Annotated in this window: 22 protein-coding genes; 19 read left to right on the forward strand and 3 right to left on the reverse strand. The window is 45.2% G+C overall.

Annotated elements, in window-relative coordinates; genetic code table 11:
- The 15 genes from ACERY3_RS24460 to ACERY3_RS24530 form a co-directional block, all read left to right on the forward strand.
- Window positions 1-582, forward strand: a 582-nt coding sequence (locus ACERY3_RS24460) for a hypothetical protein (protein ID WP_373226677.1), incomplete at its 5' end; no start/stop codon positions are given.
- 316 nt (window positions 583-898) lie between these two features.
- Window positions 899-2,230 carry a DUF4459 domain-containing protein gene (locus tag ACERY3_RS24465; RefSeq protein ID WP_373226678.1) on the forward strand — a complete coding sequence of 444 codons (1,332 nt, stop codon included), beginning with the start codon at window positions 899-901 and terminating at the stop codon, window positions 2,228-2,230.
- Window positions 2,231-2,439: 209 nt separating this feature from the next.
- Window positions 2,440-3,621, forward strand: a complete 1,182-nt coding sequence (locus ACERY3_RS24470) for a tetratricopeptide repeat protein (protein ID WP_373226680.1) — start codon at window positions 2,440-2,442, stop codon at window positions 3,619-3,621.
- 49 nt (window positions 3,622-3,670) lie between these two features.
- On the forward strand, window positions 3,671-4,273 hold the full coding sequence (locus tag ACERY3_RS24475; protein WP_373226681.1) for a CDP-alcohol phosphatidyltransferase family protein: 603 nt from the start codon (window positions 3,671-3,673) through the stop codon (window positions 4,271-4,273).
- Window positions 4,266-5,195 carry a phosphatidate cytidylyltransferase gene (locus tag ACERY3_RS24480; protein ID WP_373226683.1) on the forward strand — a complete coding sequence of 310 codons (930 nt, stop codon included), beginning with the start codon at window positions 4,266-4,268 and terminating at the stop codon, window positions 5,193-5,195. Before ACERY3_RS24475 ends, ACERY3_RS24480 begins: the two co-directional genes overlap by 8 nt.
- A gap of 9 nt (window positions 5,196-5,204) precedes the next feature.
- A complete protein-coding gene (locus tag ACERY3_RS24485; protein WP_373226684.1) occupies window positions 5,205-5,837 on the forward strand; it encodes a lysophospholipid acyltransferase family protein in 633 nt (210 codons plus the stop codon).
- A 174-nt stretch (window positions 5,838-6,011) separates the two neighbouring features.
- Window positions 6,012-6,332: a Dabb family protein gene (locus tag ACERY3_RS24490; protein WP_373226686.1), complete on the forward strand. Its 321-nt coding sequence runs from the start codon at window positions 6,012-6,014 to the stop codon at window positions 6,330-6,332.
- Between the two features lie 18 nt (window positions 6,333-6,350).
- Window positions 6,351-7,043: a Crp/Fnr family transcriptional regulator gene (locus ACERY3_RS24495; RefSeq protein ID WP_373226687.1), complete on the forward strand. Its 693-nt coding sequence runs from the start codon at window positions 6,351-6,353 to the stop codon at window positions 7,041-7,043.
- Window positions 7,033-7,320, forward strand: a complete 288-nt coding sequence (locus ACERY3_RS24500) for a PerC family transcriptional regulator (RefSeq protein ID WP_373226688.1) — start codon at window positions 7,033-7,035, stop codon at window positions 7,318-7,320. Before ACERY3_RS24495 ends, ACERY3_RS24500 begins: the two co-directional genes overlap by 11 nt.
- 98 nt (window positions 7,321-7,418) lie before the next feature.
- A complete protein-coding gene (locus tag ACERY3_RS24505; protein WP_373226689.1) occupies window positions 7,419-7,634 on the forward strand; it encodes a hypothetical protein in 216 nt (71 codons plus the stop codon).
- 214 nt (window positions 7,635-7,848) lie between these two features.
- On the forward strand, window positions 7,849-8,754 hold the full coding sequence (locus ACERY3_RS24510) for a cation diffusion facilitator family transporter (RefSeq protein ID WP_373226690.1): 906 nt from the start codon (window positions 7,849-7,851) through the stop codon (window positions 8,752-8,754).
- A 44-nt stretch (window positions 8,755-8,798) separates the two neighbouring features.
- Window positions 8,799-9,023, forward strand: a complete 225-nt coding sequence (locus ACERY3_RS24515) for a hypothetical protein (protein WP_373226691.1) — start codon at window positions 8,799-8,801, stop codon at window positions 9,021-9,023.
- A gap of 591 nt (window positions 9,024-9,614) precedes the next feature.
- Window positions 9,615-9,989, forward strand: a complete 375-nt coding sequence (locus ACERY3_RS24520; protein WP_373226692.1) for a TIR domain-containing protein — start codon at window positions 9,615-9,617, stop codon at window positions 9,987-9,989.
- A 9-nt stretch (window positions 9,990-9,998) separates the two neighbouring features.
- Window positions 9,999-10,952, forward strand: coding sequence for a caspase family protein (locus ACERY3_RS24525; protein WP_212563260.1), 954 nt, complete (start codon window positions 9,999-10,001; stop codon window positions 10,950-10,952).
- 243 nt (window positions 10,953-11,195) lie between these two features.
- Window positions 11,196-11,687, forward strand: a complete 492-nt coding sequence (locus ACERY3_RS24530) for a toll/interleukin-1 receptor domain-containing protein (protein WP_373226693.1) — start codon at window positions 11,196-11,198, stop codon at window positions 11,685-11,687.
- Window positions 11,688-12,731: 1,044 nt separating this feature from the next.
- Here ACERY3_RS24530 and ACERY3_RS24535 read toward each other — a convergent pair.
- Window positions 12,732-14,576 carry a hypothetical protein gene (locus ACERY3_RS24535; protein ID WP_373226694.1) on the reverse strand — a complete coding sequence of 615 codons (1,845 nt, stop codon included), beginning with the start codon at window positions 14,574-14,576 and terminating at the stop codon, window positions 12,732-12,734.
- Between the two features lie 103 nt (window positions 14,577-14,679).
- Here ACERY3_RS24535 and ACERY3_RS24540 point away from each other — a divergent pair, with 103 nt between their 5' ends.
- From ACERY3_RS24540 to ACERY3_RS24550, 3 genes are all read left to right on the forward strand, one after another.
- On the forward strand, window positions 14,680-14,904 hold the full coding sequence (locus ACERY3_RS24540) for an AlpA family transcriptional regulator (protein WP_001614372.1): 225 nt from the start codon (window positions 14,680-14,682) through the stop codon (window positions 14,902-14,904).
- Window positions 14,905-14,928: 24 nt separating this feature from the next.
- Window positions 14,929-16,455, forward strand: coding sequence for a YfjI family protein (locus ACERY3_RS24545; RefSeq protein ID WP_373226696.1), 1,527 nt, complete (start codon window positions 14,929-14,931; stop codon window positions 16,453-16,455).
- Between the two features lie 322 nt (window positions 16,456-16,777).
- Window positions 16,778-17,476 (forward strand): inovirus Gp2 family protein, encoded by a 699-nt coding sequence (locus ACERY3_RS24550; protein WP_373226697.1) that lies wholly within the window; start codon window positions 16,778-16,780, stop codon window positions 17,474-17,476.
- A 51-nt stretch (window positions 17,477-17,527) separates the two neighbouring features.
- Here ACERY3_RS24550 and ACERY3_RS24555 read toward each other — a convergent pair whose 3' ends face one another.
- Window positions 17,528-17,881: a hypothetical protein gene (locus tag ACERY3_RS24555; protein ID WP_373226698.1), complete on the reverse strand. Its 354-nt coding sequence runs from the start codon at window positions 17,879-17,881 to the stop codon at window positions 17,528-17,530.
- 182 nt (window positions 17,882-18,063) lie between these two features.
- Entirely contained in the window at window positions 18,064-19,272 is a 1,209-nt protein-coding gene (locus ACERY3_RS24560; RefSeq protein ID WP_373226700.1) for a tyrosine-type recombinase/integrase, read from the reverse strand.
- Window positions 19,273-19,621: 349 nt separating this feature from the next.
- Here ACERY3_RS24560 and dkgB point away from each other — a divergent pair, with 349 nt between their 5' ends.
- On the forward strand, window positions 19,622-20,425 hold the full coding sequence (dkgB, locus tag ACERY3_RS24565) for a 2,5-didehydrogluconate reductase DkgB (RefSeq protein ID WP_058842169.1): 804 nt from the start codon (window positions 19,622-19,624) through the stop codon (window positions 20,423-20,425).
- Window positions 20,426-20,446 lie beyond the last annotated feature (21 nt).

Below are 20,446 nucleotides of genomic sequence, written 5' to 3' on the forward strand. Positions count from 1 at the left end.
TTTCTGGAAAATAACTACGGCACAATGCCCGTGGCAGAGCTTGCCACCATTCTGAAACGTACCCCGGGGGCGGTAGGACTGATGGCCGACAGACTGGGCTGTCGCGGCAAGAGAAGCCGCCCCTGGAACGAAGCGGAAATGGAGATTATCCGCCATCACTATTCGCAGGGGGTTGAGGCTGAAGAACTGACCCGGCTGTTGCCGGGCAGAAGCGTCAGCGCGATATTTTCACGGGCCATCATTTTAGGTGTGCAGAGCGGTCGCTTCTGGCGTGAAGATGAACTTCGTATTCTGAAAGCACAATACCCGGTGGTCGGCATTGAAGTCATGCGACAACTGCCAGGCAGAAATGAAGTCGCCGTCCGGCTGATGGCGAGGCGGCTCGGCCTGAAGAAATCCAGTAACAGTAAGGCTGGATTTCGCCCCTGGAGCGATGAGGACTGGGCGCTACTGGAGAAAAATATGCATCTGAGTGTTGCAGAACAGCAGGCCACATTGTTTCCTGACAGAAGCTGCAGAGGAGTGGAAAAAGCACGGGAGCGATTGCTCCGCAGAAAAAGAAATGCTACGACCAGCAAGTAAATGCAGCTACGACATATTCAGCCGGTTGCGTTATTTTTTTCAGTCGCTCATGGATATGAAATACATTGATTATTTCAGCCTGTCAATTGATGCGTGGCGTTGGGTAGGGAAGCACAGATCATCGAAAATGCGTGTCTGTATACGCACAGGCACAGTCTGTATATTCGCACAGTGAAGATCGCTAATTCGTCGTGAATCGCTGACCGACGTTCCATGCGAAAACACGATTGAATGGGTTGGAATACAAAAATAGACGAGATTTTATTAATGAAAATATTTATTACTTTGATAGTCGTATTTTGTTTTCCATTTAATTTTGCAATGGCAGAAAAAGATAACCCCCCCAGGAAAGAAAATATATTTCAATGGAAAGGAAACAGATTATAATCTCAGCGATTTTAATTTTTTCGGAAAAAGTGATGAACCATTCTGGGGTGGTGAAAGTGATGAGTATGAAGTGACGGTTGACCAGTGGATGGGGATTTATGCTGATTCGGATAACCCAACGCACTGGCAACGGGTTATTCCGGATGACTCATCTACCGTTCAGGGAGCACCATGGTGTACTTTGCAACTTATAGAGAAAGATGATGATACGATTATAGCTAAAGAAAACGCACAGATACGCTGTATTGGGATACTTGCTAGTTCAGCAAAAGCAGGGACCATTCCTGAAGGAATGAAAGGAACATTGCTGGACTATGGTGATCACTATGGATTTTCTCCGCAGATAAAGAATATCGTCCTCAACGGTAAATTTCCTGAAGCATCCCGAACTGATCTTACCATTAGAACTAAAGAGACGAATGCGCATTCTGTTACTGATTTGAAGATCATGTTAAATGAAATTTATGCTCGTTATGGTTATATCTTTACACCAGGCGGAGCGATGGACCAGTACTTCAGAAAACAGCCTTGGTATAACCCTCAATATAATAATGTTGATGCATTTATTACTGAAACTGAACATGGGAATATTAAGTTGCTAAAAAAGCTACTTACCACTGAATCACAAGAGAAAAAGAAATTATATATTGAGAACACGACATCATTCTGTCAGGCATTGTATAATAATGATATCAAATACGTGATGGATAATACATCAGTGAATCTAACAACTGGAGCAGATAATGTTATTGGTCATATCGGGTTGAAAAAAAACTGGAGCGAATACAGGAACATCATGATCAATGGCGTGGGAAATTGCAAGAGGAATATGGATAGTTACAAACACGCAATCTTTTTACGTCCTGAACCATTCGATATTTACCGCAATTCTTCTTTTGAATTTGACGAAAAAAAAGGAAAATATGTTTTATCTTATATCGAATTGGATTCCACTTGTAACAGGAATGATGATATTATCACCTTAGAGGGTGTTTTAATTAAAAGAAAACACTCAGTAAATGATGGCAAAAACAAACACTCAGAAGAGGATTTAGAACTAAAAACTATAGGTCTTCAATGTGTTGCTGGTGTTGACATGGACAAACCAGGGTGGGACCGATACGTTCAATTGCTTGTCCCATCAGAGAAGTACCAGTCTTATGAACATATGATAGGAAATAAACTCACCTTGCAGGGTAAAATAGTCACCGGCAAGACAATAGAAAATTTCACGCCAGTACAGTTAAGTGTTGTTAATTAACTTAAGCCAGTTAAGCAAGACAAAACCACTTTCATCATTGCTGACGACTAAAAATCATGATTAGCTTTGGTTTTTAGCTGTTAACTGAAAGAATACACTACAAAAAAAGAGTCTCAGTTATAAACACTCTCTGATATCAAAACAGAAAACATTTATCTTAATATAGGATTACTCCATTTACTAAACCAAAATACTAGGAAGAAGCAACCATGAAAAGAATAATGCCATTTATGACTCTAATTATGTCATTAATTACGACATTGGCTGTATTTGCAAATTCAGATGAAACTCACAAATTAGTATTAAAAGCAGGCCGTGGTGATGCAGAGGCTAATCTCGAACTGGCAAAACGTTTAGAAAGTGGTATTGGCATAGAAGAAAATCTGGGGCAGGCATTGTTTTATTACAGGCGTGCCATCGCTTTTGGCAAATCAGAAGAGGCCAGTAAGCGATTCGAGGTATTGCGTGGCCGTTATCATGAAATAGAAACACAAGCCAAATCAGGCGATGTCAAAGCAGAATATGATTTTGCGACAATACTTGATGCTGATTCTGCTTATGAAAACTCTTATCCACGCCGTAATGAACCCAAACATACAGAGTGGTATCAGCGAGCTGCAAGACAGGGATATCGGCCTGCTCAGAAAGCGCTGGCTGCGGTGTATGCCAGAGGTGAACGTGGTAATCCAGACACAGAAAAATCCCTGTATTGGTATTCCTCCTGGGCACAATCTGGTAGCGCCAGCGATCAACTTGAATTAGCAAAATTGCTGGATGAGTATCCTTTCATGTTATTAAAAAACAAAAACGAATTAAAGGAAAAGTGGCTGACAGCCTCCGCAAACAATGGTTCATCGGAGGGAATGCTTCAGCTTGGATATTTTCTGCGTGATAAACGAAAAAACGATACCGAGTCTTTTAACTGGTTTTTTAATTCAGCAAAAAAAGGTAACAAAGACGGACAATTTGCCGTTGGAATGGTCCTTCTTCACGAAGGAAAGAAAGATGAAGCGGTTAAATGGTTCGAAAAGTCGGCGAAAAATGGCAGCATGTGGGCACAAGAACGACTGGGGGAAATTTATGAGGAGATTGAGCCTGTAAATCCTGAGCGTGCATTATTCTGGTATCAGAAAGCTGCAAACCAGGGATACACCTACGCTGCCTATAGAGTATGCCATTATCTTCATAACGGTATTACGGTAAAAAAAGATGCGACTACCGCCTGGGCATGGTGTTCAATTGGTGCGGATGCAACACCTGATTCAAGTAATGAGCGAGACATTATCGCTAAAGAGCTTTCTTCTTCAGAACTGAAAAATGCTAAAAAAATGTATGAGGAAATGAAATCCACACTTAACAACTCATACTGTGTCTGTATAAACCATGCATGATTAATATTATAATGAAATAAAAAAATCCAACCAGGGCTGGAACCATAAAATGACGTTGTATGATATCAAACCTAAATTTCAGAATTTACTTCGCCCCACAGTCGCCAGGCTGCATGCCATAGGGGTGACCGCAAACCAGGTAACTCTGTTTGCAATGCTGGCCTCAATCCTACTTGGCGGCGTGCTGATGTGCTTCCCAGTCCCGCTGTTTTTTATCTCACTGTCGGTCTTCTTATTTTTCCGGATGGGGCTGAATGCTATTGATGGGATGCTGGCGCGAGAATTCAACCAGCAATCTCAGCTCGGTGCCATTCTCAACGAGGTTGGCGATATTATCGCTGACGCAGCACTCTATCTCGCGTTTGCTTTTGTGACCGGAGTTTCACCGTGGCTGGTTGTGCTGGTGGTAATGTTATCCTGGCTGACAGAGTTTTGTGGTGTTATTGCTCAGACGCTGACGGGGAGCCGAAATTATCGTGGTCCGATGGGAAAAAGTGACCGTGCCTTTGTGCTGGGGGCTTTAGGTTTATTTATCGCACTTTGGCCGCAGTACACAATTGTTGCCAATATCATCTTTGGTGCTTCAGTAGGGCCGCTGGCCTGGACCTCAATCAATCGTTGTCGCAGCGCTCTGGAGGCCAAAAATGCCTGATTCTCTGCACAAGTTGTATTACTGCCTCAGTGGGATCTTCAGCGTGTTAGTGCTGGCGAGCGTTATTATCTTCGTCTTAAAAAAATGCCGCCCACAGCGTGACTGGCTTGAGCTTCAGCAACGGATCAACAGTTGGTGGGTCATCGTTGGTTTGTTTTCGCTGGCGATGCTTTCACCCAAAGGGCTGGCACTCACCTTCTTCGGATTTCTCAGCTTCCTGTCACTGAAGGAATATCTGACGCTGGCTCCGACTCGCCGTTCCGACAGCGTGCCGTTGCTGTGGATGTATGCTGCTATCCCGCTGCAATATATCTGGGTTGGGATGTCGTGGTACGGCATGTTCATTATCTTCATTCCGATTTACGTTTTCTTATTCCTTCCCGCCCGCATGGTGCTCGCTGGCGATACAAAAGGATTCTTACACTCAGCATCCGTCATGCACTGGGGCATGATGACCACGGTCTTTGCTTTAAGCCACGTTGCGTTCCTGATGATGTTGCCAGGCGTGGATACCAAAGCTAGCGCGCTGTTGGTGATATTCCTGGTGGCAACCACAGAGCTTAATGATATTGCGCAGTATCTGTGGGGAAAATCACTGGGCAAAATCAAGGTCACGCCGAAGGTCAGTCCGAATAAAACGCTGGCCGGATTGCTGGGAGGCGTGCTGACCACCACGCTGCTGACGGCCATTTTCGGCCCGCTGCTGACGCCAATGAACGGGATCCACTCGCTGGGTGCCGGGGTGATTATCGGCCTGAGCGGGTTTTGCGGCGATGTGGTGATGTCGGCCATCAAGCGTGATTTTGGTGTGAAAGACTCCGGAAAATTGCTGCCGGGGCATGGTGGTATCCTTGACCGTCTGGATTCGCTGATTTACACCGCGCCGCTATTCTTCCACTTCTATTACTACTTCTACATATAAGGGGAGCAGATGAACCGTTTTCTGCGCTGGATCTTTACGTTATGCATCGCGTACCCCGTGGTCTGGATTTGGCTGGGCGTTCGCGTGTCAGGTCGTAAAAAGTTGCCAGTGGAAGGCCCGGCCATTATCGTGGCAAACCACAACAGCCATCTGGATGTGTTGACGCTGTTCACGCTGTTTCCGCTTTCAACGCTGGTGAACGTGCAGCCCGTGGCGGCAGCAGATTATTTCCTGCGTAACAAAGTGATTGGCTGGTTCGCACTGAAGGTCATTGGCATCATTCCCGTTTATCGCGGAGCCCATCAGGCAAATCCGCTACAGGCCTGCGTCGATGCGCTGGCAGCAAAGAAAATTGTGATTATTTTCCCTGAAGGCACGCGCGGCGAGCCGGGGAAATTTTCAGAGATAAAATCCGGCATCTGGCACCTAAGCCAGCAGTGCCAGGAGGTGCCGATCATCCCCGTCTACATGCACGGTCTGGACCGTTCGATGGGCAAAGGGCAGAAAATCCCCGTCCCTTTTTTTATCGACATATTCATCGATGAGCCATTGTTTTACGATGCGGGTAAAGCAACCTTTAAACAATCGTTATTCACTCGTTTTGTCACATTACAGCAGCAGGCGACATGGAAAATTACATGAGTTATGAAGCGAGTTTATTTCAGGAAAGCACAGTACCCTGCCGGTGATGATACCGCTGTCGCTGTTCCTGGTGGCTGATAATCGATATTCCCGGTGAAGGTATTATTCGAGTCACACCGGTCGATCCTGAACATGTGGCCTTTACGCTGCCCCCCGTTATTACTGGAGTTAAACATGATCCGACACATTCTGTTTATCACGCTCACTGACGATGCGTTGCCTGCTCAAATCGATGTGGTCAGGCTGGCCTTTTTGCGTATTCCGCAGCAGGTGGAGGGCGTCACTCGCGTGGAATGGGGTGTCAACGACAGCCCGGAAGGAAAAAACTCAGGCTATACGCACTGTGTGCTGATGACGTTCGCCGATGATGCGGCCCGTCAGCGCTACCTGCCGCATCCGGCTCATGATGCGCTGAAATCCATTTTTAGACCGGTACTGCAGAATATTGTTGTGCTGGATTTTACGCTTGCACCTGAAAACATGGCTGGCGGGTGAATGGTTACAGGTCTGACTATGAAAAATCTGTTACGGGATGCCATCAGGCAGAGGCCGTCCCGGCAATACGGTAAAAAGAAATATCTGTGGTGTGCCGGTGATAAGTGCAGTGGACTCTGGCTGATTAAATTCGGTGCCGTCAAAACGTTTTATCTTAACGCCAGCGGGGAAGAACAGATCACCGGCTTTTATCTGCCCGGTGAGTATATCGGCGTGGATGAGCTTTCCGGCGAATGCCACCGGGGGTATGCGCAGGTGACTGATGACTGTGCGGTGCACCACCTGCCATCGACACAGTTAAGCGAGTTTATGGATACCTGCGATGAACGCCGGTACATTTACCGGATGATGAGTGAGCACTTACGCCTGAACAAAGCCCGCTTCCGTCAACTGACCACGCCTAGTGCCGGTGAGAAACTGGCGGGGTTTATTTATGACCTTGCTGTCCGCTATGGCTTTCAGGGATGCATCGTGCGGGATTTTCGTCTACCAATGCTGCGCTGCGATATTGCGAACTACATTGGCGTCACGCCGGAAACGGTGACCAGGGAAATCATAAAGCTGGTTGATGCTGGCGCATTCCTGTTCAGTGGGCGACAAATCACAGGGCTACGACCGGCCATTATGGCGCAACGGGCAGGCGATATGCTGTCATGCCGGAACGATGAACCATTATCAACAAGAACACGGGGGGCCAGGTATGGTCAGTGATGCTATAGCTGAAAAGCTGGAGAACGCCGGGCTGTGGCGAAGGGCGGCAGCCCGTTGGCTGGCCGTGATGGACAGGTGTGATACGGACGCACAGCGCGAATGGGTCAGTCAGAAACGGCGTCAGTGTTATTCGACTCTTGCGCCGCCGCCGGAGGATGAGAAGCTGAATATCCGCGCCCTGAACCGGGCTGCTAATCAGGCGCAGGACAAAATGGGCATTCGTCAGCCCAGTGGCGCAGCATTCAGAATTAAACCACAGAAAAACAGGGATAAATGATCCCTGGTAAGCGGGTTACGGTTACCAGGATTGACTCTACGGCTCTCCCGGTCACATTTTCAACGGCGATATTCCCCCAACACACTGGAGATGTTGCCATGTCAAAGTTATCCGTTGTTCTTCTGAGCTCTACGCTGTCTCTCTTTGCGACAGGTTCATTCGCTGCTGTTTCGGCCTCTCAGATGAATCAGCCCGTTCAGCACGCACAGGCTGGTACGCTCAAACAGGATGCTACGAAGGCGTCGAAGAAACATGTTAAAAAGAAAGCAGTCCGTAAAGCAAAGAAAAAAGCGGTTCGTGCAGTAGTGAAATAAAACATCAGGGCGGTTTTCTTTTACTGAAAACCGTCCCTTGATAATGGACTACTATTAACCAAAGAAATCATATTTATAATTAATGTCATTAATACCTTCCATAATTCGTTTTTAACGATAAACATACAACCAATAACCCTTTCGGAATATTTCAGCATTACAGTCTCTGTATTTAAAAAAGGAAGTCTCATGCATACCCCTGCTGACGAATTTAATGCACGTTCAGGGGCTGCGAAAAAAAAGCACACTGGTCAGTCTTGTGGTGAATATCTTGCTGTCACTTTTTCAGATAACGGCGGGGCTGTTTTCCGGCTCACAGGGGCTGGTTGCTAATGGTATACATTCCCTCTCGGATTTAGTGGCCGATTTTGTTGTGCTGATCGCCAACATCAAAAGTCGTAAACCGTCGGACAGTGATCACCACTACGGACACTGGCGCTATGAGAATGGTGCATCGATGATACTGGGGGCGTTGTTATTTTTTGTCGGTATGGGCATGCTCTGGTCTGCCATCGGGAAAATATTACATCCCGAAACTATCCCGACGGTCCACATTGTCGCCCTCTGGGTTGCGCTGGGCGCACTCGCCGCCAAAGAACTGTTATTCCGCTATATGCTCGCTGTCGCGACACGGATTAAGTCTTCACTGTTAATTGCCAATGCCTGGCATGCCCGTTCAGACGCGGCGTCGTCGCTGGTGGTAGCGATCGGTATCATCGGGAATCTCATGGGGCATCCGTACTGCGATCCTATTGCAGCGTTGATTGTCGGCGTGCTGGTGGCCCGGATGGGGTATTCGTTCGCGTTTAACGCTTTGCATGACCTGATGGATCGTTCAGTGGATCCTGTTACAGAGCAGGCAATCAAAGAGACCCTTCTCTCCACACCGGGTGTTGCTGGCCTCCATGACCTGAAAACCCGCAAGTCTGGCGATCTCATTCTGGTGGATGTGCATATTGAGGTTCCTGGCGAACTGTCTGTTATTGCCGGGCACGATATTGCCGTCGATGCGCATAACCGGGTGATGGCCGACCACAATGTTCTCAACGTGATGATTCATATCGATCCACATGAACCTGGTGTAAGCCAGGTAGCAGCTTATAACAAACCGATGCGATAATCTGTCTGACGTTCATTAATTAATACCATAATCTGGAGTGCCGTTTGACAGTAACTCTTCCAAAACGCCCGACCGAAGAACTTGCGCACCTGGTCTGGTGCATCCTGGTAGCCGTTGGTTTTGCCAGACAGGAAGGTAAAGCACTTTCGGGCCTGCAGACGCACATGTTCATCATGCAGTGGTTACTGACGGCACAGAAACGCAAATTACTTCCCCGAACGTTAGCATCGGACATTATCTGGCTGCAGGAACAGGGGAAACGTTACTGACCATCAGCGCGGCTTTACAGCAAGGTGGAGTACATCTGGCTCGCCAGCGCTGGCAAGCTTACGCAGCAGAGCACGTTGTTCCGTTTTACGTATATGATCGACACGCTGCGGGCAATGGGCTGGGTAGACTAGCTGGTTTCAGCAAAGGAATGGGAAGAAAAAGCCAAACTGGCGGGTGATGTCTGTGCGATTTATACCCCGAAAGAAGAACTGCATCAGGTCTTCACCGACAAAGGCGAACTTATTAAGCCGATGGAGCTGCGGCTTACTGGCGATATCACCGGCATTCCTGCATTACTGGCGCAGTGTAATCTGCATGCTGAACGGTTGCCTGACGACGGCGGGTTCTCGGTGTTACGTTTGATTCCAGAACCTGGTGCTTGTATTGATTCAGATTTCAGTTAGCCACTTTCGATGCGCTGCTTTGTGCCAAAGGCGGAAGTAGCTAACAGCACTTAGTGTTGATTAACGGGGAATGGGTCAGCAGTTGTAGATCAACGGTGGTATTTATTATAAGCTTAGAGAGGCTATAAAAGCTTGACTCAAAATCGGTGTTAGTTATTCAACTTTGCGCAGAAGGATGTTATAAACATGGCTGAATCAAAGAAAGTTATATTCGTTGCCTTTGCTATTGAAGATGAAAGAATGAGAGATCTTTTAAAAGGTCAATCTCTTAATACAAAATGTGAGTTTGAATATATTGATATGTCTGTTAAAGAGGCATACGAAAGCGGTTGGAAAGATAAGGTCAGAACCAGGATTAAACGATCTGATGGTGTTATTGCATTGATTAGCTCAGATTCTTTAACATCAACTGGACAGAAGTGGGAGATAGAATGTGCTAAAGAGGAAGACAAACCTATTCTTCCTCTTTGGATTTATAAAGAAGATCGAACCAAGCCAGATGGATTATCTCCAGTAGTATGGACATGGGATGGGATTAAATCCTTTATCGATTCTTTATGAGGTAACTAAATGAGAAAGGCGTTAGTTATTGGTATTGATCATTACGATAAAATATCCCCTTTATTTGGGTGTGTTAATGATGCATACAGTGTAAAGAGTGTACTCGAACGACACTCTGATGGCTCAGTTAACTTTGCCGTTAAGTTGATGACGGCTACTGGTCCGACAAAGCCTATAATCAGAAAAGAAATAAAACAAGCAGCGGAGCAATTATTTGAAGGTGACAGTGATGTAGCCTTATTCTACTTCGCTGGTCATGGTTATATAGAAAGTGTTGGCGGTTTTCTTTGTGGTAGTGATTGTGAAACTGGTGATGATGGTTTTTCACTCCATGAGTTAATACACATAGCCAATAAATCCAGAGCGCGAAACAAAATAATAATTTTGGATAGTTGCCACTCAGGTGTTGCAGGTAGCAAAGATAGAAGTGATCCAACCGCAGAGCTTACCGAAGGGATGACTATCCTTACAGCATCAACTGAAGAGCAGTATTCGATGGAGGAAAATGGGTCTGGGATTTTCACTACATTGCTAGTTGATGCTTTAAACGGCTCTGCTGCAAATTTGATTGGTGATATTACTCCAGGCAGTGTTTATGCACACATTGATCAGTCTTTGGGAGCTTGGGATCAACGACCTTTATTCAAAACAAACGTCAAAAGCTTCGTTTCACTAAGAAGTGTGCAATCTCCATTAGATTTGGCCGATTTGAGGAAGTTAGTAGATTACTTCCCACAGCCCGGCTTTAAATTTCAATTAGATCCATCTTACGAACCGAAAAGTGATTGTCCTGATCCAGATAAAACGGAGGTTTTTGCAATTCTCCAGCAATTTAATCGCGTCAATCTTCTCGTTCCTGAGGATGCGCCTCATATGTACTTTGCTGCGATGGAAAACAAGTCCTGTAGGCTTACAGTATTAGGCGAGCATTACCGACGGCTCATTGAAAAAGGGTTAATTTAATCCTCTTTTTTCGTGGGAAAACAAAAAATTTCCCTTTTTATTCAAGGTATGAGCCAGCGGAGGAAACTTTTTTAATCCGAAGCGCGGTGAGGCTTTTGCACAACTTCATAAGCTTAACCGCCATAGCTTTTTTTAGCCAGTTGAAGCCATGCATATGTATTTCGCTGCATTTCACTCAACTGGCTTCCGCCTTACAGTACTTGGTGCTTATTATCGTGAACTAGTAGCTAAAGGACGTTTCTAATGACAGTTTTTATCAGTTATCGCCACACTGATCGAGCACAGGCCATGACGATCAATAACAGACTTACAAGAGAAGGTATCTCTACATATCTTGATGTTCTTGATGTTGAGTCGCAATCCACCGATGATATAACTAGTGTAATAACTCGGCGAATTAGTGAAAGCACGCACCTCATTGCGGTAGTTTCTAGTCAAACGGCACAGTCCTGGTGGGTTCCATTCGAAATAGGTGAGGCCACAATCACTCATCGCAGGATTTGCTCGTACAGAACGACAGTTAGTGAACTGCCTGAGTATCTGAGTAAATGGCCGCAGATGACAAAGCCTGCTGATATTGAATTGTTCATTCAATCTTACAGGAATGAAATAAGCGGGAAGCGTCAGATTACCCTTGAGTCTCTCAATGGAAGCGAGGCAATGCGTCATATAGATAAAATAAATGCAGACACATTCCACTCCGATCTTAAGCAAAAAATCCGGAGAGGCTACTAATTTCACCCAATAAGCTCAAAGTTTGCTACCTGTTACATGGTTATCCATAGGATGGCACTGGATATGTAGTAGTGCGTTTCATAATTATGTAGGTTTTAATTCAAAGCACTTGGCTCTGAGCTAAAATCTGACTCTATTCAGAAATAGAATTTCCGTGTGATTTTGGGGGTGGGGCATGAACTTCCGCTGTTTGCTCATTGTCGACATTAAATAACAATGACATTGAGCGGCGGATGACTCAGCAGTCAATGTGAAAATTTTCGTTCCCATCTATAGACTCTGAAATTGTGGCGTTCTTTTGTACACTAAAAAGGAAATAACGATAAAAGGATGCCCGGCCATGAAGGCTGAGCGTCCTTTTTTTTATTTATGGTGTAATGATATAATATTTGATAAGTTATTCTGGCAGAGAACACGCCAGATCCTTAGCTGAAATACTGTTGGTGAGTAGCTCCATTAATGCTCAACCAATTAATTTTTCATACCGCAGAGTAGGGATGGTTTCTTATTCTGTTGGGGCTACCAGAATTGTCAGGGCAGTGGCTAAAGCTCTTAACAACAAGCTATTCAGCAAAATTTCGTAAGCTGGTATTCTCCAAGAATAAAAAATCTTGCGGTAGTTAAATTTGTTTTTCTATCCAGCTGATGCAGAGGTCTGAGAGAATCCGGCGTATGCTTACTAATCTCTCTGCTGCACAAATGAACCTTACATCATCACTTAATATCACCCGACGTTGTTCTTTGTCACAGAATAATCCTGGATTGGTTATTGCCTCAACTAATCAGATAGAGTGGGCAACGAAGTGTTTTATAAACTACTGGAGTTATCTGAGTAATAAACGAATGGCTACGAATCAATTTTTCTCCTGGGAGCAGTAGCGACCTGGTTCGGGTATTGATATAACATCAAAAAAGGCCAGGGCTTGCCTGTGCCTTGATTCACCTGATTTTTCTGAACAGTAAAATGTTACTTTCAATGTAAGCCCCCCGGCTACAGTGGCTACGCGTAGCCACTGTAGCCGGGGGGAATGTGAGAATATGCAATTATTTTCCACTTCCTTGTGTTTTTCCTGTCTGTATTTTTCTTTCTTCATCCAGAATTGTCAGGGCTCCATATATCAATTCCCAGTGTTTTTTGTTAACTGAAAGAATCATATTCCTTATTTCCTCCCCCGGACAGCGAAGATGTTTTATTAAACTCTCCAGGTCCCGTACGCACGCCAAAAGCGGACAGTTAATCAGTATGCCAATAAGGCTATTATTCAGTTCGCCTCGAGTCAGAACTTTTTTATTTTTCAGGATGAAAGCTAAATCCTGGCTGGAAGTGATTTTTTCAAAAGAGATAATCTTGAGTATCTTACCCAGGATAGTGTCAACTTTATCCAGAAGCCCGTAAACAGACTCAGGATAAATGCCTTCCAGCTCAAGGTCATTCCAGTCACTTATTCTCCTGACCATGTTATTATACATCCTTACCGAACGCATGATGGTCAGATTGTTGGCATCTGATAAAATGGATTCAGAAAAGAGAGTACTTTTCATCACAGAACCGTCACTGTGGGTTTCTGTATAAGCCTGACTGACGGGGATATAGTCAGCATAAATCCCCTGATTTTCAAGAATAGTTGTTACAGATGATGAGAAAACACCTTTTTTAACGGTTTTCCTCTCGAACTTTATGCGTAATGCAATATGGATAACTAAAAAAGCGGATGTCAGATATCCTACAGGTAAAACATCCAGAGAAATAATTTTGACTTTCTCATAGGCTTCCTCTGTTTCCCCTTTACTGATTAAATCTATAAGTTTCCAGAGTTCAAAATACGGTTGAACAACCTGTTTATGGGGTTCTTTTTTTAATTTTACAGCAATGTCAGTTAACTGTGCTTCGGAGATAATGGTTTTATCATTGAAGTTGAAAACGATGTTTTTTAATGCGCTGATGCTCTGTAAACATTCCTCGTTTATATTCAGGGAGATCGGTTTTATTGCTCTCTTATGATAATAATTCGCAATTGAGTTAATCATGGTATCATGATGGATAAAATCTTGGGGTTCTGGTTCATACAGTAGTCTGCATAACATTTCTGATATATTGCCGGGTTTTATTCCATTGTTTACATAGTTTCTGTAGTACCGTGAGATGATATTAATGACAGGGAGTTTTCGTTCGACATTAAGGAGTACGGTAAGGGAGTAATGGGCTTTTTTTATATTATCAAGGTTGATTCTGATGCTGTTCAGTGTCTCATCGTCGACAATACCAGAATACGCATCAAGACATTCTATAATTGATGTATCCAGCGCACCTTTTTTCTGTGTGTTACCAGGGCGGATGTTTTCAATTACTTTAAAAAGAGGTGTCAGATTTTCTTTATGAGAGAATTCTTGTTCTCTTATTGAGTTCTTCAGATACTGCCGAACGGCAGAAAAAGCCCCTTTCTTTTTCTCCTGCCAGCATGGGCAATAATCTTTTTGCAAGAAAATGTGTATGTGGTGATAGAAGCTATTTTTGTTTTCAGCGTTGTAAGTTTTATAGATATCAAGTGCGATGAGCCTGGGGAGTATATACTGGGCATAGCGGGTTTGTATTTGTTTACGACAGAGTTCGGTAAAAACCGGCCGGGTCATCAGAGCATTATAAAGTTGCTCATATTTTTGAAAAATCTCCCTTCTTTGCTCCGTACTGAACACCCCCTCTTCATCAAGGTGTCTGATGATTTCATTATAGCGTTTCTCTTCCTTTAGCTCTTCGTCATCATTGTTATCGAAAAAACACTGGTGGCCTGAAAAGTTAGCGAATCCACGTATGTCTGCCTGGCGAGTCCCTTTCTGGAACAGGCCGAAGGACTCGTAAACGTTGTACATCAGGTTTGCAAAAGTATGCACAGTGACTCCCTGCAGTTGGTTTCGTTTCTTTTACGGGGACACTATCCCAGATCCTGTGCAAAAGTGCGACCACAGCCAGAGACATCCAACAGGAGAATCAAAAATGTCATCTGTTTACACCAGGCAACCAGAGCCACAGCAGCGCATTCTGCGCATGAGAGAACTGACGAAGATAGTTGGTCTGTCCCGGTCAACTATCTATGAAAAGCTAAATCCCGAATCCAGGTATTACGACGAGACGTTTCCAAAACCCGTGAGACTTGGTGCTGCTTCCGTTGGATGGCGTTCCACTTCCGTTGATGAGTGGATCGCTTCCAGAAGCGTTTAATTTTTTCTCAAAAGAGACTATGCAATGAAACTTACCCATAAAAAAACTGAAAATCATCATGTTAATCTGAACTCCAGAGCAATTTTGACTTTTTTTCAACAAATCATTTCTTTCATTTATGGCAAAACCAGCGCGGCGGTTGAGCTTATCTTTGCAACCCTCCAGGGGAGCATGGCTCTGGCCTGCCAGGATATGTATGATGTTGAAATTGATGATGGCATTATCGTTCCCATATCGCATTTTCACATAATACTGGCAAGGTCCGGAAGCAAAAAAACGACAGTATACAGGCTCATCATGGCGAAAATTCATCAGACTGAACGTGAGTTAGCTGAGGTGTTTTCAGTCATGCTGAAGGAGTATGAACGGCAATACGTGCTATGGGATGAAGAATGTAAGAGCCTTAAGAAATCGCTTCAGAAAGCAGTGCGCCAGAAAGAGGGAGTGGAGACGGCCAGATATGAACTGGATGAATGTCTCAGAAATGAACCGGTTAAGCCTGTAAGGGTGCATCTGACGGTAACGGATCCCACGCCGGAAGCCCTTCTGAAAGAGTTGGGGCAATACTCCAGTCTGGGTATTACCTCTGACGAGGGAAGTGCTCTGTATGAAAGCATCATGCGCCGTAAGATCGCAATTTATAATACGCTATGGTGCGGTGACGATTATCGGGTCAGTCGTGCGTCAACGGGGAGTCAGGATATTAAAGATCCCCGGCTTGGCATGCTGTTGATGACACAGCCGGAGCCACATGACTGCACACTGAAATCACTGGGTAACGCAATACGAGCTACTGGAATTTATGCGCGTACGTTAACTATGGATCTCACGTTACTCACCAGACAGATTGATATTGATGAGCTGGTTTCTGGCGATGAGTCCGATCTGGAAAAGTTTTATGCCATTCAGAAAAAACATTTACTTGCCGGGATAGAACGCAGAAAAAAAAATCAACCCCGAATCTGTATGACTTTTGCTCCTGACGCAAAGCAGCGGTTGCGTGATGTTGGCAGGCACGTTAAGCATCTGATGCTGCCGGGGGGAAAACTGTACCATCATAACGACTGGGCTGCACGGTACTGCGAACATACCGCGAGGAGTGCTGCTGTGATGCAGTTGTTTATCACCCCTGACTCAACCGTTATTACGCGGGAAACACTGGAAGCTGCGTTGTTAATATCGGAATGGCACCTTAATCATTTTATTGTAAAAATGGATGTTGTCAGGGGGCCTTCCCATTCTGAAAGAGTGCTCAGGTGGCTTGAAAATCACCTTGTTAAAAATGGGTCTTATGATTTTTTAAGGCGTGACATGATGCAGGATATACATCGTTCGCTCAGAAAAAAAGCTGATCTTGAGCCTGTTCTGGAACAACTTGCTGATGAAGGGAAAGTCCAGTTGTGGGAAGACGCAAGCGGAACGCATTATGTCAAATACCTGGCTTTCGAAATGGCACCTTCAGAACTGGATACAGAACACAAAGCTTTGAAAGGTATACCAGAATATCATGGGGGAGGTAGTGCTATCAGTAGCGTCCCGCTGAGAGAATAACTTCAGAGTGATTTTTAAGATTTATCAGGTGGTTATGCATCTCATAACCCTTCGTGTGCTGCGGGTTTCGTTGTTGTGAGTGGAGTTATTATCCGTATTGATTATTCGGTATATGTATTATATCTGTCTAGTTGGTAGGTATTATATTTATCGTTGTTAGTAGGTACTCTTACGTCAATACACTAAACATCGGTATATGCCAACATAATAATCAAACCTGTATATCAGCAGAGATAATACATCCCCGTGGGGGAACCTGTGCGCTTAATTGGGTAGCAAGCTGCTACCCATTATATAATGAATTTTGCTAAAAGATATTATTATGAAATCACCTTATGATTTAACTGAGAGAGAGTTTGAATTCCTGCGGAAGGAAGCTGAAGATAAATATGATTCGAGAATATCAGGCCATATGCTTCGTCGATCGCTTACTGTAATATCTAATTATCTGGAAAACTATAACCGGATATTCGCATTACGCGCTGACCTGAGGTTTGCTAAGTCCCATGTGCCAGGAGAGCCGGACTTGCCGATATGCTTTCAGAAGGATGATGAGAAAGCCATTACACGAGCCCTGGAATCCCTTAAAAGTCAGTTAAGGGAAGAGTACAAGCGTTCCGGCAGGCCTGGTGAGCCTGTGCCACTCGGCTATATCTGGGCCAGAGAGCGTGTTACCGGGGAACATCCTCACTACCATCTGCTTCTGCTGTTTGACAGAGAGGCCTATGCCTATCTGGGAGATTATACAAAGCCTGACGCTGATAATATGGGGACCCGGATACAGAAAGCCTGGTGCAGCGCCATTGGGCTTGATTATCCTGAATATGCTTATCTCCCGCACTTTCCGAAGAATCATAGCGCGTGGTTCACTCGGGATGATGCGTTAACGTTAAGTGCTGATTATTATGACTTTCTGCTACGGGTAGCCTATCTGAGCAAAGAATACAGTAAAGACTTCCATGACGGTTATCGCAACTTTGGTACGAGCCAGTTAATACAGCGGCCCTTGAGCGACAAATAGAACTTCAGTTGCAGACTTGCCAATAAAAGTGCAGGTCTGCATTGTTCATCCTCACCCGACAAGCTGGCGATAATCGCATTCCATCTCATCAATAAAATCATTACCGATTGTCGGATATCCATAGGTTAAGAGTTCTCTCCCTTGTATTTTAAATAAATTATAGAGATAGCTGTCCTTTCGGTGAGCGACGTGAACAGGCACAAAAGGCCTGTTTTTTACGATAGCTTCGTTTAGTTCGCTGGTGCTAATGATATTGTATTGATCCCCTGTGATATCAATAACGTAATCACCCACTTCCAGCCAGAAGTGAGTAATCGCATCATTTTTACCGGTGACTCCTGAGACGCCCTTCAATTCCAGATCAGGCCATAATTGCAGAAAGTGGAAGAGAGTAGCATTGAGCAAAGCTTGCAGCTCATGACAGGAAATCCGTGAGGGACGAGGTAAGTTTTCGATGGATCACATTTTTCGAGTAGTTCTCGAAATCTATTCGCCTCTTCACGTGCAGCTTCAATGGTAAACAAAAATGCCTCCAGGTCTATTATATGAGTGGGTTGAAAGTTTCTGCAGATGGGAAAATGGCTTTCTCAGGTCGTAGAGACCGCAGACATAACGTAATCTGCCCATGCCTGCATCATCGGCCGTCGTTCATTCAACAGGTCCGTTCGATGGTAGGCTGCTTCAGATTTGTTCCTGATAGTATGAGCCAGTGCTCGTTCAGCCAAATCATGCGGATAGCGTTGTTCACTGCACCAGTCACGGAAGCTGGAACGAAATCCATGCGCAACAGCAAACCGTCCCTGGGTATCGCTGATAGCCTTGGTTTTACGCAAAAATGATGTCAAAACCATATCCGAGAGAACAGTCTGTTTTCTGGGGGAAGGGAATACCAGTGTCTCATGTAATCCTCTCATTTGTTCAAGTATCCCAATAGCCTGCTGAGTCAGCGGCACTCTGTGCTGGACGCCGCCTTTCATTCGACCTGGCGGGATGGTCCAAATCTTGCGTTTAAAATCAATTTCGCACCATTCCATCGCACGAGCTTCACCCGAACGACATGCTGTCAGTATGACAAACAATAGTAATCCTCTGGTAACGTTGTAACGATCTTCAGTGTAAACGCGGCTGGCGATGTATAACGGTATAACTTTCCAGGGCATAGCAGGCTGATGTTCAGTACGTATACTGACGCTGACCTGCTGGGGAAGTAGGTGGTCGACGACATCGACGGGATTGGCTGAACAGAATCCATGAGCCCATGCCCATTGCATAACTTTATGGATACGTTGCTTTACCCGTCCGGAGGTTTCGGGGATAGTCATCCACGAAGGACGCAAAACATCTGCAACATTGGCAGGGGTTATTGCATCAAGAGAAACGGTCCCCAACGTTGGAAATACATGCTGTTCGAGCGTGGATATCCACTGCTTGCCATGTTTTTTGTTACGCCATCCCGGCAGCAACTCGGCATGAACTTTTCGTGCAGCTTCTTCAAAAGTTGGAATTACGACTTTTGTCGTTTCCGCCTTTTTGAGTTCAAGGGGGTCATTTCCCGCCGATAACTGTTCTCGCATGGTTTGAGCGAGTTTAGCTGCTTCCGCAATGCTGATCTCGGGGTAAGAGCCCAGACCGGCATTTCGTCGTTTCTGAGTGACAGGGCTGACGTAGCGTAGCACCCATTTCCCTCGCCCTTTAGTGGAAGAGGGATGTAGTGTTAGGCCAGTGACACCACCATGAGAAATCGGTTTGTCATTGGGTTTGATATGACGGGCTTTGGTATCAGTGAGTAAGGCCATAAGTGGTGGCTTCCTTTAAATCTGAGTATACCTTCAGTATGCCATCTGGTATGCCATTAATTGAAGCTTTCTTTGGATTGGGCTAACATGCATCGGACGGGTAATAGCGTGATTTACTGTATTTATGCGGGTTTAGTTGACGGTGTCGTACCAAATCGGATTTATATCAAGCGGACGTCCGTTCCGCCACTTATTAAAAGCCCTGAGCTCACGCTCAGGGCTTTTTTCTTATCTGACGTTTAATTATTGCGAAATTAGCAAAAATCCTCTGCGTTTTGCGATCTTTTTCTCTATAACAACGCCAGCGATAATCTTCCTCAGTTTACGAACATAATGATTGAGGAATAGTATGACTCTCCCTGCATTTGGTCTGGGCACTTTCCGCCTGAAAGACGACGTTGTTATCGCATCGGTTAAAACCGCACTCGAACTGGGCTATCGTGCAGTTGATACGGCACAGATCTATGAAAACGAAGCTGCCGTTGGACAAGCTCTCGAAGAGAGTGGTGTACCGCGTAATGAACTGTTTATCACCACGAAAATCTGGATTGAGAATCTCAGCAAAGATAAGCTGATCCCAAGCCTGAAAGAGAGCCTGAAAAAACTGCGTACTGACTACGTAGATCTGACGCTGATCCACTGGCCATCACCGAATGATACCGTCTCAGTAGAAGAATTCATGCAGGCATTGCTGGAAGCGAAAAAGCAGGGCTTAACCCGCGAAATCGGGATCTCCAACTTCACCATTCCGCTGATGGAAAAAGCCATTGCTGCTGTTGGCGCAGAAAATATTGCGACTAACCAGATTGAGCTGTCGCCATACCTGCAAAACCGCAAAGTCGTGGACTGGGCAAAACAGCACGAGATCCACATCACCTCCTACATGACGCTGGCCTACGGTAAGGCGCTGAAAGATGAGGTAATTACGCGTATCGCAGAGAAACATAACGCGACTGCTGCGCAGGTGATTCTGGCATGGGCAATGGGTGAAGGTTATGCAGTGATCCCATCATCAACTAAGCGTGAAAACCTGGCCAGCAACCTTTTAGCAGCGGATCTTCATCTGGATGCAGACGATAAAAAAGCGATCGCAGCGCTGGAGTGCAACGATCGCCTGGTAAGCCCGGAAGGTTTAGCTCCTGACTGGGATTAAGTTTGACCCGCCCTCTGTAAC

This window comes from Enterobacter cloacae complex sp. ESBL7 (assembly GCF_041679625.1).
Classification (GTDB): Bacteria; Pseudomonadota; Gammaproteobacteria; order Enterobacterales; family Enterobacteriaceae; genus Enterobacter; species Enterobacter asburiae_B.

Excerpts from the sequence above, each read along its gene's own strand:
- ACERY3_RS24470 (WP_373226680.1), top strand. The coding sequence starts at position 2,440 with ATGAAAAGAATAATGCCATTTATGACTCTAATTATGTCATTAATTACG.
- ACERY3_RS24505 (WP_373226689.1), top strand. The coding sequence starts at position 7,419 with ATGTCAAAGTTATCCGTTGTTCTTCTGAGCTCTACGCTGTCTCTCTTT.
- ACERY3_RS24530 (WP_373226693.1), top strand. The coding sequence starts at position 11,196 with ATGACAGTTTTTATCAGTTATCGCCACACTGATCGAGCACAGGCCATG.
- ACERY3_RS24495 (WP_373226687.1), top strand. The coding sequence starts at position 6,351 with ATGAAAAATCTGTTACGGGATGCCATCAGGCAGAGGCCGTCCCGGCAA.
- ACERY3_RS24520 (WP_373226692.1), top strand. The coding sequence starts at position 9,615 with ATGGCTGAATCAAAGAAAGTTATATTCGTTGCCTTTGCTATTGAAGAT.
- ACERY3_RS24500 (WP_373226688.1), top strand. The coding sequence starts at position 7,033 with ATGGTCAGTGATGCTATAGCTGAAAAGCTGGAGAACGCCGGGCTGTGG.
- dkgB (WP_058842169.1), top strand. The coding sequence starts at position 19,622 with ATGACTCTCCCTGCATTTGGTCTGGGCACTTTCCGCCTGAAAGACGAC.
- ACERY3_RS24510 (WP_373226690.1), top strand. The coding sequence starts at position 7,849 with ATGCACGTTCAGGGGCTGCGAAAAAAAAGCACACTGGTCAGTCTTGTG.
- ACERY3_RS24525 (WP_212563260.1), top strand. The coding sequence starts at position 9,999 with ATGAGAAAGGCGTTAGTTATTGGTATTGATCATTACGATAAAATATCC.
- ACERY3_RS24545 (WP_373226696.1), top strand. The coding sequence starts at position 14,929 with ATGAAACTTACCCATAAAAAAACTGAAAATCATCATGTTAATCTGAAC.
- ACERY3_RS24480 (WP_373226683.1), top strand. The coding sequence starts at position 4,266 with ATGCCTGATTCTCTGCACAAGTTGTATTACTGCCTCAGTGGGATCTTC.
- ACERY3_RS24560 (WP_373226700.1), bottom strand. The coding sequence starts at position 19,272 with ATGGCCTTACTCACTGATACCAAAGCCCGTCATATCAAACCCAATGAC.
- ACERY3_RS24475 (WP_373226681.1), top strand. The coding sequence starts at position 3,671 with ATGACGTTGTATGATATCAAACCTAAATTTCAGAATTTACTTCGCCCC.
- ACERY3_RS24550 (WP_373226697.1), top strand. The coding sequence starts at position 16,778 with ATGAAATCACCTTATGATTTAACTGAGAGAGAGTTTGAATTCCTGCGG.
- ACERY3_RS24490 (WP_373226686.1), top strand. The coding sequence starts at position 6,012 with ATGATCCGACACATTCTGTTTATCACGCTCACTGACGATGCGTTGCCT.
- ACERY3_RS24540 (WP_001614372.1), top strand. The coding sequence starts at position 14,680 with ATGTCATCTGTTTACACCAGGCAACCAGAGCCACAGCAGCGCATTCTG.
- ACERY3_RS24485 (WP_373226684.1), top strand. The coding sequence starts at position 5,205 with ATGAACCGTTTTCTGCGCTGGATCTTTACGTTATGCATCGCGTACCCC.